The sequence below is a fragment of the Paenibacillus sp. FSL R7-0210 genome (assembly GCF_038009085.1).
GTDB lineage: Bacteria > Bacillota > Bacilli > Paenibacillales > Paenibacillaceae > Paenibacillus_AQ > Paenibacillus_AQ silagei.
In genome coordinates this window covers 4,820,778-4,835,490 of record NZ_JBBPAR010000001.1, presented here as the reverse complement: position 1 = coordinate 4,835,490, position 14,713 = coordinate 4,820,778, and the positions used below count along the sequence as shown (strand labels likewise).

General features: G+C 58.3%; 14 protein-coding genes. All 14 read left to right on the top strand.

Annotated elements, in window-relative coordinates:
* The first annotated feature begins 117 nt into the window (after positions 1-117).
* The 14 genes from MKY64_RS20345 to MKY64_RS20280 all read left to right on the top strand — a co-directional run bounded on the left by MKY64_RS20345 (position 118) and on the right by MKY64_RS20280 (position 14,635).
* A complete protein-coding gene (locus MKY64_RS20345; RefSeq protein WP_340955380.1) occupies positions 118-1,431 on the top strand; it encodes an amidase family protein in 1,314 nt (437 codons plus the stop codon).
* A gap of 326 nt (positions 1,432-1,757) precedes the next feature.
* The gene (locus MKY64_RS20340; RefSeq protein WP_340955378.1) at positions 1,758-2,072 is read left to right on the top strand and encodes a helix-turn-helix domain-containing protein; all 315 of its coding nucleotides are present in this window, start codon (positions 1,758-1,760) and stop codon (positions 2,070-2,072) included.
* Positions 2,073-2,077: 5 nt separating this feature from the next.
* Positions 2,078-2,542 carry an IS3 family transposase gene (locus MKY64_RS20335; protein WP_340955376.1) on the top strand — a complete coding sequence of 155 codons (465 nt, stop codon included), beginning with the start codon at positions 2,078-2,080 and terminating at the stop codon, positions 2,540-2,542.
* The gene (locus tag MKY64_RS20330; protein ID WP_340955374.1) at positions 2,488-3,009 is read left to right on the top strand and encodes an integrase core domain-containing protein; all 522 of its coding nucleotides are present in this window, start codon (positions 2,488-2,490) and stop codon (positions 3,007-3,009) included. The genes MKY64_RS20335 and MKY64_RS20330 overlap by 55 nt, the downstream gene beginning before the upstream one ends.
* Before the next feature lie 450 nt (positions 3,010-3,459).
* Complete coding sequence (locus MKY64_RS20325) at positions 3,460-5,034, top strand: PucR family transcriptional regulator (RefSeq protein WP_340955373.1); 1,575 nt, start codon at positions 3,460-3,462, stop codon at positions 5,032-5,034.
* 44 nt (positions 5,035-5,078) lie between these two features.
* On the top strand, positions 5,079-5,708 hold the full coding sequence (locus MKY64_RS20320; protein ID WP_340955371.1) for an NTP transferase domain-containing protein: 630 nt from the start codon (positions 5,079-5,081) through the stop codon (positions 5,706-5,708).
* Positions 5,709-5,921: 213 nt separating this feature from the next.
* Positions 5,922-7,097, top strand: coding sequence for a BMP family ABC transporter substrate-binding protein (locus MKY64_RS20315; protein ID WP_340955369.1), 1,176 nt, complete (start codon positions 5,922-5,924; stop codon positions 7,095-7,097).
* A gap of 107 nt (positions 7,098-7,204) precedes the next feature.
* A complete protein-coding gene (locus MKY64_RS20310; RefSeq protein ID WP_340955367.1) occupies positions 7,205-8,737 on the top strand; it encodes an ABC transporter ATP-binding protein in 1,533 nt (510 codons plus the stop codon).
* Positions 8,734-9,849, top strand: a complete 1,116-nt coding sequence (locus tag MKY64_RS20305) for an ABC transporter permease (RefSeq protein WP_340955365.1) — start codon at positions 8,734-8,736, stop codon at positions 9,847-9,849. Before MKY64_RS20310 ends, MKY64_RS20305 begins: the two co-directional genes overlap by 4 nt.
* 30 nt (positions 9,850-9,879) lie before the next feature.
* Positions 9,880-10,809, top strand: coding sequence for an ABC transporter permease (locus MKY64_RS20300; RefSeq protein WP_340955363.1), 930 nt, complete (start codon positions 9,880-9,882; stop codon positions 10,807-10,809).
* Between the two features lie 52 nt (positions 10,810-10,861).
* Positions 10,862-11,380: a 2-oxo-4-hydroxy-4-carboxy-5-ureidoimidazoline decarboxylase gene (uraD, locus tag MKY64_RS20295; RefSeq protein ID WP_340955361.1), complete on the top strand. Its 519-nt coding sequence runs from the start codon at positions 10,862-10,864 to the stop codon at positions 11,378-11,380.
* Positions 11,381-11,418: 38 nt separating this feature from the next.
* Positions 11,419-11,817, top strand: coding sequence for a hydroxyisourate hydrolase (gene uraH / locus MKY64_RS20290; RefSeq protein ID WP_340955359.1), 399 nt, complete (start codon positions 11,419-11,421; stop codon positions 11,815-11,817).
* A 62-nt stretch (positions 11,818-11,879) separates the two neighbouring features.
* Positions 11,880-13,277: an allantoinase AllB gene (allB, locus tag MKY64_RS20285; protein ID WP_340955357.1), complete on the top strand. Its 1,398-nt coding sequence runs from the start codon at positions 11,880-11,882 to the stop codon at positions 13,275-13,277.
* Positions 13,241-14,635: a Zn-dependent hydrolase gene (locus MKY64_RS20280; protein ID WP_340955355.1), complete on the top strand. Its 1,395-nt coding sequence runs from the start codon at positions 13,241-13,243 to the stop codon at positions 14,633-14,635. The genes allB and MKY64_RS20280 overlap by 37 nt, the downstream gene beginning before the upstream one ends.
* The last annotated feature ends 78 nt before the right edge of the window (positions 14,636-14,713 follow it).

Here is a 14,713-nt window from a genome sequence, read left to right as displayed (position 1 = left end):
AGGGGAATGGGAGAGTGGGAGATAGGGAGGTAAGGAGGTAGGGAGATAGGGAGCTAAGGAGGTAAGCAGCAGGGTGAGAGAAACCCGGTTTGTCCGGGAGGGAGAGGGTGGAGCAGCATGGTTCTTGATAATCGGCACGGCGCATTCCGGGTCCCGGAGCTGGAGATTTCCGGCAGCGGGCACGGGGCATTGCACGGCCTGATCTTCACGGTAAAAGATGTCTTCGCAGTGGCCGGGCACCGCTCATCCGCCGGTAACCCGGACTGGCTGCGCAGCCATGAACCGGCAGTCTCCCATGCAACTGCTGTACGCAGGCTGCTGGAAGCCGGAGCTACGCTGCGGGGGGCGGCCCATACGGATGAGCTGATGTACAGCCTTGGCGGAGAGAACTATCATTACGGTACGCCGGTGAATCCGCACGGGGAGAATCGGATTCCCGGCGGCTCGTCCAGCGGTTCGGCGGTGGCGGTGGCCTCGGGGAGCGTGGATTTTGCCCTCGGAACGGATACAGGCGGCTCTGTCCGGGTTCCATCCGCTTATTGCGGTGTATTCGGTTATCGTCCGACTCACGGTGCGGTATCCCTGGAGGGGGTTATTCCGCTGGCCCCGGCTTTTGATACGGTGGGCTGGATCGCTGGAAGCACGGAGCTGCTGCTGAAGACGGGGCGCGTTCTGCTTGGGGCTGTGGACAGCGGCGGAGATGCCCGGTGCGAGGAAAATAGGAAGAAGGCGGGCGATCTGTCCGGGTCTGTGGACAGCGGCGTAGGTGCCCAGAGCATGGAGAATAGTATGGAGCAGAGAGGTGGTGAGGCGGTTGACGAGTCTGCTGGTGATCTTCGAATGTCCCGGATGTTCATTCTCCCGGAAGGCTGGGCGCTTGTGGAGCAGGACTGTGCAGACTACCTGAGGCGGGGGCTGGACAAGCTTCAGGCAGGCGCTTCGCTACAGGCTGCTGAAGCCGTGGTTGCCCCTGAAGGCTTGAAGACTTGGATGGACGCCTTCCGCGAGCTGCAGGGTGCCGAGATCTGGGCAACCCATGGGGAGTGGATCGGGCGGGAGCAGCCGGTCTTCGGGCCGGATATTGCCGCCCGGTTCGCTTGGGCGGCGGGGCTGGCCGGGGCGGATCACAGCCCGGCCGCTATGCTGCGCAGCCGGATCACTCAGCGGCTGCGGGCGCTGCTCGGGAAGGACGGCTGTCTCGTCCTTCCGACCGTGCCGGGTCCGGCCCCGCTGCGCGGCGCCGGACCCGGGCAGCTGGAGCGGAGCCGCAGCAGCGCCATGATGCTCAGCTGCCTGGCCGGACTGGCCGGGCTGCCGCAGGTTACGCTGCCGGTGCCCGTCCCCGGCGGACTGCCGCTGGGATTGTCCGTCATCGGCGGACACGGACAAGATCTGAGACTCCTGTCCTGGATACAGGAGGTATGGAAGTAGGAAGTCATAGCCCTGGTTCTCTGAACGTAGAGAACCAGGGCTTTTTGCTGATCGCTAGGAGATCCGCTAGTTGCGCGAGGTGCGTGGGCCAAATGTATGCGGAAAACCGAATACAATACCCAGCAGCGAGGTGAGCGGGCCAAATGTATGTGAAAAACAGCATACATCCGGCCGGTGCGGGGGTGAGTGGTCCGGATGTATGTGAAAAACAGCATACATTTGGCCAGTGCGAGGGTGAGTGGGTCCGGATGCTCCACAGCCCCCTAAAGAAGTTGGAGTCCTCCCCCACAAAAATGTAGACTAGATATAGGAGGAGGATGAACGGGATGGGACACTTATCAGGGACAAGAGAGAAGGCAGCGCAAGAGGTGTTGTCTGGCATTAAGGCAGCGGTGGTTGCCCGGAAATATGGGGTGACCCCATCGACAGTGAATCAGTGGGTGAGGGACTACCGAGAGGCCCATGGGGAACAAGATCATCCGTATCCTCAGGAGCAAGTGGAAGAACTGAAGCGCCTCCTGGACGTGGAGCAGAAATACGAGAAGGCCGTCAAGATCCTCGGCGAAAAGGAGTTAGAGATCGAGATTCTGCGTGAACTGCTAAAAAAGCCAACCCCTGCTTATCCGAAAAAATCGAGGTAGCCGACATGTTCATTAAGCAGGGGAATACCGCAGCGTTGGTACTACGTCTCGTGGGGCTCGCAGAGTCTACGTATTACGACCGTAAGAAACGCAAGAAGCAGGAGGCACAGGCCGTACCCCAGGGGCGCGGAAGACCCGTACCCGGCTATTCCCTGACCGAGTCTGGAGAGAAGATTAGCGACGAGGAAATCCAGGAATGGCTGCTGGAATTAATCGCTGGAGAGGAGCACGTGTACGGGTACAAACTGCTGGCCAAGTGCTTGTGGAACCAGCACGGGCTGAGGCTGAATCACAAGAAAAGCTACCGGCTGTGTCAGGCGCTGGAGATCCTGCAGCCGCAGCGTCACAAGCGTTTAAGCACCCTCGGAAGCTGCCGGAGAACCGGGTCATTACAGGGGCGGGCCAGCTCTGGCAGATGGACATTAAGTACGGTTACGTGGCGGGCCGCGATAGGCATTTCTTTGTCCTGAGCATTATCGATGTGTTTACCCGTGTCATCGTCGGCTACCACCGCGGATCGTCGTGTGAGGCCAAGCACGCCTGCCAGACGCTGGGACGCGCCATGGAGCAACACTGCGCCCCTGACAGCGCACGCCCGGTGATCCGCACCGACAACGGCCCACAGTTCGTCAGCCATCTGTTTGGCGACATGTGTGAAAGCTGGGAAATGACTCATGAACGCATTCCGCCTCGAACGCCGGATTTAAATGCTTTTATTGAATCGTTCCACAGTAATATCGATCGGGATTTATTCCGCAAAGAGGCCTTCGACACGTTCGAAGAGGCCTATGAAGCGGTGGACCGGTACATGGACTTCTACAACAATCGCAGAATGCATACAAGCCTTCGGAACATGCCGCCAGCTACCTTTGCGGAGTGGGTCCAGACTCTAGAAGACCGCTCCCGCTTCTTCTGGCCGAGAGAAAAAGCGAAATAAAGAGCATATCTACGACAAGTACCGATTTTATACGGAGGACTCCGGGATAAGGGGGTCGCACCGGATGTATGTGAAAAATAGCATACATTTGGCCAGTGCGAGGGTGAGTGGTCCGGATGTATGTGGAAAACAGCATACAATGGGCCGATGCGAGGTGAGCAGGCCAAATGTATGTGAAAAACAGCATACATTTGGCAGCTGCGGGGGTGAGTGGTCCGGATGTATGCGAAAAACAGCATACATCCGGCCGGTGCAAAGATACGTGGCAATTATGCAGCTTCTAGGGACCAAATGAGAGTCACTGCCGCCCGATGTGTAATATTACCTAACATTGTTGAGCCTAATTCTAACTTTTCTCTTTCCAACAGCGGTCATTTTATCTATAATGTTACATAAAGTAACATATGACTCGAATAAACCTATTATGAAGGTAGAGAAGGAGGGGTGGCTATGCATCTTACGGTGGAAGAAGCGTTGTCCATTTATCCTTTATCCGAAGCGAAGCTGATTGCCGGGTCCAAGGGGAAGCACAGGATCGTGAAATCGATTAATGTCATGGATGCTCCCGATATCTCGGATTGGATCAAGGAAGGAGAAATGCTGCTGACCACAGCCTATCTGATCAAGGACAGCCCGGAGGATGCCTCGGCACTGCTGCAGATGCTGAACCGGCGCGGGTCAGCGGGGCTGGGCATTAAGCTGGGCCGGTTCTGGGAGGCTGTGCCGCCGCCCTTGATTGCGGAAGCGGAGCAGCTGAATTTCCCGCTGATCGAGCTGCCGTTCCAGTTCACCTTCTCCGACCAGATGAACGGCTTGTTCCGCGCGGAGCTGTCGCGCAGCGTGGGCACCCTGCAGAGCATGATGGAGAAGCAGCGGCTGCTGATGCGTCTTGCCTTGCGTTCCGGTCGCAGCCGTCCGCTGCTGGACACCGTCTCTGACATCATCGGTTATCCGCTGGCTGTAATCAGCAACCGGGGGGCGGTAGTATTCAACAACTCGGGATATACGGAGAGTGAGCAGCTGGAAGGGTGGCCCTGGCCGCCCCGCAATCAGCGCTTTCGGCTTGGAGGGAGCACTGGCTACCGGCTTCCGCTGCTACAGGCTGGGAAATGCCTCGGTTACCTTCATTATTGCGATATTGATCCCTTGCTGCTGCCCGTGGAGGAAAGTCTGTTCGTCCAGGGGGCAGAGCTGATTTCTTATCATATGCATACCGGGCTGGAGGATTATTTCGAGCAGGCCGGACACCGGGAATTCAGCGGGCTGCTGCGGCGGTTCCTGAAGGACGGGCTGAAATACGCTGAGCTGGCGCAGGCAGCGCTCCGGCTGGAGATTATGCTGCTCCAGTCCCCGTATCAACTGCTGCTTACCGATGTGGCTGCTGAGGGAGAAGCCCGTCAGGCAGAGCTGCTGCGGCTGAAGGAGGAGTATTCGGAGCATCCGGTGCTGCATGGCCTGCAGGCGGTTCACTTCCTGGTGGAGGAGGGACTGGTGTCGCTGTATCCGGCCGGGCCGCATCAGCCGGAGGAGTTCCGGGCAATGATTCAGGAATGCTTCGACAGCCTGAAGTTCGATAAAGGGTATTATCCGCAGGCGGCTGTCAGCAGCGTGAAGCTGAAGCCGGAGGGGCTGAAGGAAGCTTTTGCCGAGATTAAGGAATGTATGGGCATGGCCCGGCAATGGGGCGCACACGGAAATGTGGTGCATTACCGCCAGCTGGAGCTTGATCTGCTGCTGAGCAAGATTCCGGCGGAGACCATGGAGCGTTACTACAACGGTAGCCTGCGGGGGCTGCTTAGCCGGGAACCGGAATATGTTAAGGAGATGCTCCACACGCTGGAGGTCTACCTGGAGAATGACGGCCATGTGAACGAGACGGCCAAGAAGCTGTTCATTCACCGTAATACGGCCACTTACCGGATTGAGAAGCTCAGTGAGCTGCTGGATGTCGATTTCAAAAAAATCAATGATCTCATGAAGCTGAAGCTGGTATTCCTGTTCCGCAGAATGCTGGAGCGTGAATAACAGCCGTCCATCAGCAGATTGCCCAAAAAAAGGAGTGGAGAACAATGAAGGTGGCCGGAATCTTTTTGGCGGCAGGCCGCAGTAATGGAGCAGGGGCCTCTGAAGGTTCTCAGAACAGGGCGGGCGCGGGTTCAGCCGGTGCGGCGATGCTCAGTGAGCTGGAGACCTGCGGGCTCGCGCCGCTGGTTGTAGTGGTGCGTGCGGATGATCCTTTAGGCTGGCTGCCGCCGGCCGGGAAGGCGGAGAATATGCGGCGGATTGAGACTTGCCTGACGGCCCATTTAGGCCTGTCCTTCTCCCTGCGCTGCGGCTTGAATGCTGTAGCTTCGCTTCAGCCGGATGCGGTGGTCATTGCGGCGGCAGATCAGCCGTTTGTGACAGCGGCTCAGATCCGCCGGTTCATCCAGGCGTATGAGCAGCACCCGGAGCTTGATTATGTCACGAGTGCACAGGAAGGGCTGCTGATGCCGCCTACCCTTTTCTCAAGCACGCTGTTCGGCGGACTTCAGGAGTTGGACGATGAAGAGGGGATAGCTGCCATTATGCGGACCAAGGAGTATAAGGGGCTCATCCTGCCGCAAGAGTCTGTTCAGGCCTTCGCAGAGACCGGGCTGCCGGAGAGCTTCGGAGAGTACAGCAGAGAATGGAGCGTGCGGAGCGGGAATAGACAGTGAATTCGCTATTTTTTAAAGCTATGTAAGGTAATATCACAGTATTTAAGTTTAATTTGAGATGACTTCGTGCATGAAGCACAAAATCGGCCCCCTCTTCTTATCCAACCACACAAAGCTATGTTATATAAATTTACGTAAGTGCTGCGCCTCAGTATAGTAGAGATACATTAATGGCTGTAGCCATTAGGAGAGATATCCTGGAGGAGGAGAATTATGAAACAAAGGGGTCAGGCATTCAAATTCAGCATCATCACGATGTTCCTGCTGGCGGTGGTTCTGACGGGATGCGCGAAGAATAATACGGCGTCTAATACGGGGGCGGCAGCAACGGCAGAGCCTTCGGCAGCCAGTACACCGGCAGGCAGCGAGGCGGCGGCAACGACAGAGCCGGCAGCAAAGAAGCCGACGGTTGCTTTTGTCTATATCGGGCCTCCGGGTGACGGCGGGTATACGTATCAGCATGACCAGGGCCGTCTGTATATGGAGAAGGAGCTCGGGATTAAGGCGGATTTCGTAGAAAATGTACCGGAAAGCGCCGATGCCGAGCGGATCATCACAGAGCTTGCACAGAACCATGACATCGTGTTCACCACAAGCTTCGGCTATATGGATTTCACCTTGAATGTGGCCGGCAAATTTCCTAACGTGAAGTTCCTGCATGCCTCCGGCTACAAGACCGCTGAGAACATGGGAACCTACTTCGGCAAAAACTATCAGGCAAGCTATCTGTCGGGGATCGCGGCAGGAAAAATGACAAAGAAAAACCATCTCGGCTATGTGGGAGCCTTCCCGATCAGCGAGGTGATCTATAATCTGAACGCCTTCACGCTGGGCGCGCAGAGCGTCAACCCGTCGGTTAAAGTGGATGTAGTGTGGACGAATACCTGGTATGACCCTGCCACTGAACGTCAGGCGGCCATCAGCCTGCTCGACAAAGGGGCGGATGTCCTGCTGGCGTATCAGGATTCACCGGCTACCCTTCAGGCTGCGGCGGAACGGGGAGCTTTTGCCGGGGGGAATGACTCGGATATGAGCAAGTATGCACCGGACAACTACTTAACCAACCCTGTATGGAACTGGGGTCCTTATTATGTAAAAGCTGTACAGTCTGTGATGGACGGAACCTGGAAAAGTGAGCAGTATTCCGGCGATATGGCGGACGGCATGGTGGAGCTGGCGCCATTCGGCAACAAGGTTCCCGAGGATGTGAAGAAGCTGGTGGAGGACGCCAAGGCCAAAATCATCAGCGGCGAGCTGGAGGTCTTCACCGGACCAATCTCGGACAACAAGGGCAATGTAACCGTTAAGGACGGCCAGAAGCTGACCCTTGAAGAGGTGCTTGGCATGAACTGGCTGGTCAAGGGTGTCGAGGGCACGATTCCGCAATAACAGCTGCTACACATCTTCATACAGCACAGCCTTACGGGTGGGGCGGGTTCCGGATACCGGAGCCTTCCCCACCTGTACTATAACTACCCGGAAAGGAGCGTAGTATTATGCAGGACCCTTCGGTTGAAATGCGCGGGATAGTGAAGACATTCGGTGCTGTAACGGCCAGCGATCAAGTTGATTTTTCGGCAAATGCGGGAGAGATTCACGCGCTGCTCGGGGAGAACGGGGCGGGGAAAAGCACAGTCATGAGCATGCTGTCAGGAGTGTACCGGGCGGACGCCGGGGAGATTCTCATTCATGGAAAACCGGCCAGAATCCGTTCCCCGAAGGATGCGGCACTGCTCGGTGTAGGCATGGTTTTTCAGAACTTCAGACTGGTGCAGAGCCTTACAGCGGCGGAGAATATCGTGCTTGGCGAAAAGTCGTCTTTCTGGCGCGGCAGCAGATGGATTAAGCATAAGCATGAAGAGATAGAGGCGCTTGGTGAACGCTTTGGCTTGAAATTTCCCGTCGACCGGCCAATCTGGCAGCTGTCTGTTGGAGAGCAGCAGCGCGTTGAGATTGTCAAGACGCTGTACCGGGGGGCAGATATCATCATTCTGGATGAGCCGACCTCGGTGCTGACGCCGGGGGAGGCGGAGCAGCTGTTCGAGACGCTTCAGGTGATGAAGCAGGCGGGTAAGACGGTGATTATGACTACGCATAAAATGAAGGAGGTCATGGCCTCCTCGGACCGGATCTCCGTGATGCGCAAGGGGAAAATGATTGCTTCGCTGATGACGGGCGAGACGGATGAGCTGGAGCTGGCCCGGCTGATGGTGGGCCGGGAGGTTACGATCAGCCGTCAGGAGCGAGCGGCGACGGCTGGAGAGCCGCTGCTGATCGTCCGCGATCTGGAGGTGGCTGCGGATCATGGCCGCAAGGCGCTGGATGCCCTGTCGCTTACGGTTCATGAAGGCGAAATTGTGGGCGTGGCCGGTGTCGCAGGCAACGGGCAGAAGGAGCTGGCGGAGGTATTGACAGGGCTAAGAGCATGGAGGACGGGCGAGATCCGGTTTGACGGCAGTCCTGTAAAAACAGCTTCGGTAAGAGGAGCGATCGATTCGGGCATATCGCATGTGCCGGAGAACCGGATGAAGAGCGGTCTGGCCGGACGGCTGGGGTCAGTTGACAACCTGCTGTTCAAGTCTTACCGCAGCGGGGAGCATTCCCGGTTCGGCTTCCTGAAGGCGGCCAGGAACCGCTCCTGGTCGCAGGAGCTGGTCCGCCGCTTCAATGTGAAGACGCCTGAGCTGGATACTCCCGTGCAGCAATTGTCCGGCGGGAACCAGCAGAAGCTGCTGTTCGCCCGCGAGGTCAGCCACCGTCCGAAGCTGATGGTGGCCGTGCATCCAACGCAAGGGCTGGATGTCGGCGCAGCGGCAGGGGTGCATGAGCTGCTGATGGAGCTGCGCAGCTCCGGCAGCGGGGTGCTGCTGATCTCCGAGGATCTGGATGAGCTGCTGCAGTTATCCGACCGTATTCTGGTGATTTATGGCGGGTCAATTATAGGTGAGAGCGATCATGAGCAAGCGGACCGTGAACAAATCGGCCTGATGATGGCCGGCATCCGGAGCAGGGAGGGAAGTGCTGTATGAGTCCGAAGCCTGGAAATGAGTCTGCAACGCTTACGCCGCTGGCGGGGCGCACCGGGAGGTGGTACTCCCTCAGGCTGGAATATGATTCAAGCCGTACCCGTTCACCGTGGTGGACGCCCATCCTGTCCGTTGTTCTGGCGCTCTTGCTCTGTGCGGTGTTCATCGCCGCTAATGGAATGAGCCCGCTGGTCGTCTACGAGAAAATGTTCCGGGGAGCCTTCGGCACCTCCTACGGCTTCACTGAAACCATGGTCAAGGCTATTCCGCTGCTGCTCTGCGGGCTAGGCATTGCTGTAGCTTACCGGATCTCTGTGTGGAATATCGGGGCAGAGGGTCAGTTGACAGTAGGCGCTATGGCGGCTACTGCGGTAACGATCTATTTCCCGGACCTGTCTTCCTTCTGGTCCATCATGCTGATGCTGGTTTTCGGTACAGCAGCCGGAGCTTTGTGGGGTCTGATGACGGCAGTGCCGCGAACCCATTTCGGTGTCAATGAGCTGATTACCTCATTGATGCTGAACTACGTGGCCCTGCTGGCTCTGGATTATGTGGTGTTCGGCCCCTGGAAAGACCCGAAGGGCTTCAACTTCCCGGGTTCGCCGATGTTCACGGCCGCCCAGTCCCTGCCGGTGCTTGGCAGCACCCGGCTGCACATCGGGCTGGTCTTCGGCCTCGTGGCTGTGCTGATCTATTATCTGATGATCCGGTTCACCCGCTGGGGCTATGAGCTGCGTCTGATCGGCGCCAATCCCACAGCAGCCCGTTATGCAGGCATCCATATCAAGAAGCATATTATCATCGTCATGCTGATCAGCGGCGGTCTTGCCGGGATTGCCGGCATGGCTGAAGTGTCGGGGGTTACGCATAAGCTGATGCAGGGGATCTCTCCGGGCTATGGCTATACGGCGATCATCGTAGCCTGGCTTGCCAAGCTGAACCCGCTGGGCCTGATTGTGACTTCGATTCTGTTCGGCGGCCTGATTGTGGGCGGCTATAGTGTTCAGACTATCGGACTGCCTTCGTCCATATCGGAAATGCTGCAGGGCGCGATCCTGTTCTTCCTGATTGCCGGCGACATGATTCACCGGTTCCGCATCCGCCGGAGCGCATAACAGCATTCTCTTACAGGAGGGAGTTCACTCATGGATTTCACTACACAGTTATTAATCGCCGCTATCTCCGCCGGAACACCGCTGCTGCTGGCTACGCTGGGAGGCATTCTGACCGAACGGGCCGGGATTATCCAGCTCGGCGCGGAGGGGCTGATGCTGATGGGGGCAGTGACGACTTGCATTGTCTACATCCGCAGCGGGAATCTGATCCTTGCGCTGCTCTCGGCGGTAGCCATTACCGCTCTTCTGGGCATGGTCCATTCGTTCTTGTGTGTCACGCTGAGGGCGAATCAGACGATGTCGGGTCTGGCTATGACGCTGTTCGGCAGCGGCCTTAGCGCTTATGTGGGCAAGTCGATCAGCGGCATTCCGCTTCCCGGCAGTCTGCCCAAGCTGGATCTGGAGATACTGAAGCCGGTGCCGGTGCTCGGGGAGCTTTTTGGAAGGCTGGATATGCTGACCTGGTTCAGTCTTCTGCTCGTCCTTATGCTGCATCTGCTGATTCACCATACCTCGTGGGGGCTGCATCTGCGGGCGGTCGGCGACAATCCGGCTACTGCGGACGTCATGGGGATTCGTGTGCAGCTGATCTGTTACTGCTATGTTACTGCAGGAGCGGCGCTGATTGGTCTGGCCGGTGCGGATATGGTGCTGGCGTATGCGCCGACCTGGAATGAAGGGCTGACCGCCGGACGGGGCTGGATCGCCGTGGGTCTGGTGATTTTCGCCAGATGGAATCCGCTGCGCGCATTGTTCTGTGCCTACTTCTTCGGAGCACTCGATTCGCTGGGCTTCCGTATTCAGCTGCTGGGGAGTGCGGTTCCGTCCTATTTTCTGAAAATGATTCCTTACGTCGTAACGATTCTCGTATTGATGTATCTGGGATACCGCAACCGCAACAAGCCCTCCGGTACGCCGGAATCGCTGGGAACACCTTATATTCGCGAACAGCGGTTCTAGGCTGGAAGGGCGCGGGCGGCAATATGCAAATTAGAGGGATGGAGGCTGACCTATGACTATACCGGCGGACCGGTTGACTCTGGAGCAGATGAACTCGATGGAAAAAAATGACTTCGTGGAGCAGCTCGGCGGCATCTTCGAGCATTCCCCTTGGGTAGCTGAGGGGGTGTGCAGCAGGCGTCCGTTCGATTCGGTGCAGGTGCTGCATGCTGCCATGATGGAGATAGCACGGCAGGCGGAGCCGGACCAGGTGCTGGCGCTGCTGAGAGCTCACCCGGATCTGGCGACAAGGCTTGCGGTCAGTCCGCTCTCGGCGGCAGAGCAGCAGGGGGCCGGACTGGACCGGCTGACACCGGAGGAATTCGCGGAGCTCACCGGGCTGAACGCCGCCTATACAGCGAAATTCCGCTTTCCGTTCATCTTCGCCGTACGGGGCAAAACTAAAGAAGAGATCCTTAGCGCCATCGGTGAGCGTGTGGATCGTTCGCTTGAAGAGGAGCAGGAACAGGCGCTGCTGGAGATTAGTGGGATTACTCGTTTTCGGCTGGAGGATCTGCTGGGGGCGGAATAGAGCAGGGCACTGCATATTATAGGAGGAGGGTGACGCAAATGTCTGGAAGGAACGGACGGCTGACAACTCATGTGCTGGATCTGTCACAGGGCAAGCCTGCTGCGGGCCTGTCGCTTCAGCTCTGGCGGCTGAGTACCGGAGGGCCTGTGCTGCTGCGTAAGGCGGTGACGAATGAGGATGGCAGGCTGGACGCTCCGCTGCTGGCGGGAGAAGAAATGCAGGCCGGAAGCTATGAGCTGCTGTTCATGGCAGGGGATTATTTCCGGGGCGCTCAGGCTGGTGCCGGAGAACCGGAGGCTGAGGAGGAGGGAGCAGGCGCTGTAGTCCCGTTCCTGGACCAGATTCCGATCCGCTTCAATATGCCGGACCCATCCGCCCATTACCATGTACCGCTGCTGGTTGCACCTGGAGGATACAGCACTTATCGCGGGAGTTAACGCGGCAATTCAGTGTACCGCTGCATCTAATCTTAAGCCAATAGACCGGAGGTGGGCCTATCATGAAGGAAGAAGATTATGAGCTTATCATCAGGAACGGACAGGTGGTCCTGCCCGAAGAAGTCCGCAGGCTTGAGATCGGGGTGAAGGATGGCAAAATCGCTGCACTGGGCGAAGCCTTACAGGCATCGCCCGGGACCAGAATTCTGGATGCGGAAGGACAATATGTGCTGCCCGGCATGATCGACATGCATGTTCACTTCAATGAGCCTGCGTTCGGTCACTGGGAGGGCTTCCGCAGCGGGTCGGCTGCTCTTGCGGCCGGCGGCTGCACCTGTTATGCGGATATGCCGCTGAACGGGAATCCGCCGACAGTGAATCTGGAGGCGCTCCGGCTGAAGGCGGAGGCCGCAGCCGGGAACTCGGCGGTGGATTATGTGCTGTGGGGCGGCCTTATGCCCGGGAATCTGGAGGAGCTGGAGGGACTGGCTGCAGCGGGTGTTACCGGGTTCAAGGCGTTCATCTCGAATCCCGGCGGTGAAGGCGAGGGCCGGTTCCGTGAGGTGGACGATGATACCCTGTATCAGGGGATGCTTCGGATCGCCGCAACCGGTGGGATACTCGCCCTGCATGCGGAGAGCGAAGCGATAACCTCGGTGCTGGGGGCGGCGGCACTCCGTGCCGGGCGCAGCAGTGCGCGGGATTTTGCGGCTTCACGCCCTCCGCAAGCGGAGCTGGAGGCTGTAGCCAGGGCGCTGCTGTACAGTGAGCGGACCGGCTGTAAGCTGCATTTCGTCCATATCAGCACAGCGGCAGCCCTGGAGCTGATTCATGAGGCCAAGCTGCGCGGTCTGGATGTGACCGCAGAGACCTGTCCTCATTATCTCATCCTGGATGAAGACAGCATGGAGACTCTCGGGGCGCTGGCGAAATGCGCTCCGCCCCTGCGCAGCAGCAGTGAACGGGACCGGCTGTGGGCGGCGCTGGCTGCGGGCCGGGTGGATCTGGTCGCCTCCGATCACTCCCCCTGTCCGCCTGAATTGAAGCTGGCGCCCGGGCTGTCGTTCATGGAAGCCTGGGGCGGGATATCGGGAGCCCAGAGCAGTCTGGAGTTGATGTTCCATGAAGGCGTTCATGTGCGCGGCCTGCCGGTTACGCAGATCTCAGCGCTGATCTCCGGCCTTCCTGCCCGGCGGTTTGGGCTGGAGGGGCGCAAGGGCTCCATCACACCGGGGCTGGATGCCGATCTGGTGCTGCTTGATCCAGATGCGGCCTATACCCTGCGTGCAGAGGATCTGCTGTACCGCCACCGGCATAGCCCTTATGTCGGGATGACCTTATCCTGCAAGGTAACGGCAACGATCTGCCGGGGCAAAATTGTCTATACTGCCGCGGAAGGCGTAGTTGCCGGCGGCGGAGGAGAATGGCTGCGTATCCGGCACAGCCAGCCGGGGATATGAAACCGCCGGTCCCGCATGTCCCCGCCGGGGAGATGCTGAAGCTGCTGGATGAACTCGCAGCCTACAGCGCTCCGGGTCCTGGAGTTACCCGGCTGCTGTATACGCCAGAGTGGCAAGGGGTTCAGCATTTTTTGCAGGAGAGAATGGCCGGGCTCGGGCTTGAGGTCAGGATGGATCAGGTAGGGAATGTCTATGGCACACTGGCCGGTTCTCAGGTAAGCGACAAGGTTATTCTGACCGGCTCGCATATTGACACGGTGGTGAACGGCGGGCGGTATGACGGTGCTTATGGTGTAGCGGCAGCTATAACTGCGCTGCACTATCTTCTGGAGACCTTCGGTCCGCCGCTGCGGACGCTTGCGGTGGTATCCTTCTGCGAGGAAGAGGGCAGCCGCTTTCCGCTGACGTTCTGGGGCTCGGGGAATGTGACCGGGCTGTATAGCGGGAAGGAATGTATAGACTGCACAGATGCGGATGGGATCACGCTGGGGGCAGCGATGGCGGCCTGTGGCCTGGCAGGGGATGAAGGGTTGGCTGCTGAAGCTGCGGCGGGTCTGGAGCAGAGTGGCGGAAGTAGGAGTGCCGGATGTGGGAGTGAGGGGTCAGAAGTTGAATCTATGGCAGGTCTGGAGGGAAGCTTCTGGCGTAATAATAGTCCTGTGCGCAGTGATATTGCCGCATATGTCGAGCTGCATATTGAACAGGGGATTATTCTGGAACGGACGTCCCGGAGAATCGGGGTCGTGCAGGTTATCGCCGGACAGCGGCGGTATCTTGTCAAGGTCGGCGGGACGGCCAATCATGCAGGGACTACGCCGATGGGTTTAAGACAGGATGCGCTCGCCGGTAGTGCTGAGATGCTGCTGGCGCTGGAGCGCTCCGCTCTGGCGGAGGGTGATCCGCTGGTAGCCACAACGGGGCGGCTAGAGGTCTATCCGGGTACATCCAATGTGATTCCCGGCGAAGTGCAGTTCACGCTGGATATCCGGCATAGCGAAGCCGGGGTGCTGGAGCGCTTCTGCGCAGCGGTCCTGGCGGAGTTCGCAGAGCTTGGCCGCAGGCGCGGCCTTACGCTTGAGGTACAGATGCTGCTGGAGACAGCCCCTGCTCCTATGGACCAGGAGCTGCGCGCGGCTCTTGAAGAGATCTGTCTCCAGCAGGAGAAGCCTTATCTGAGCATGGTCAGCGGTGCGGGGCATGACGCCCAGCTGTTCGCCCCGCGCTGCCCGGCTGCGATGATCTTCGTGCCGAGCCGGGGCGGGATCAGCCATTCCCCCGGGGAGTATACCTCCCCGGAGGAACTCGCTGCTGGACTGGAAGTGCTGACAGCCATATTATATAGATTAGCTTACGAATAAGAGACACTGTTCACCGCAGCGACGACCAAGCTTCGAGTTGTAATTTTAATTTCGCTATAAATCGCGAGATCTGATCAC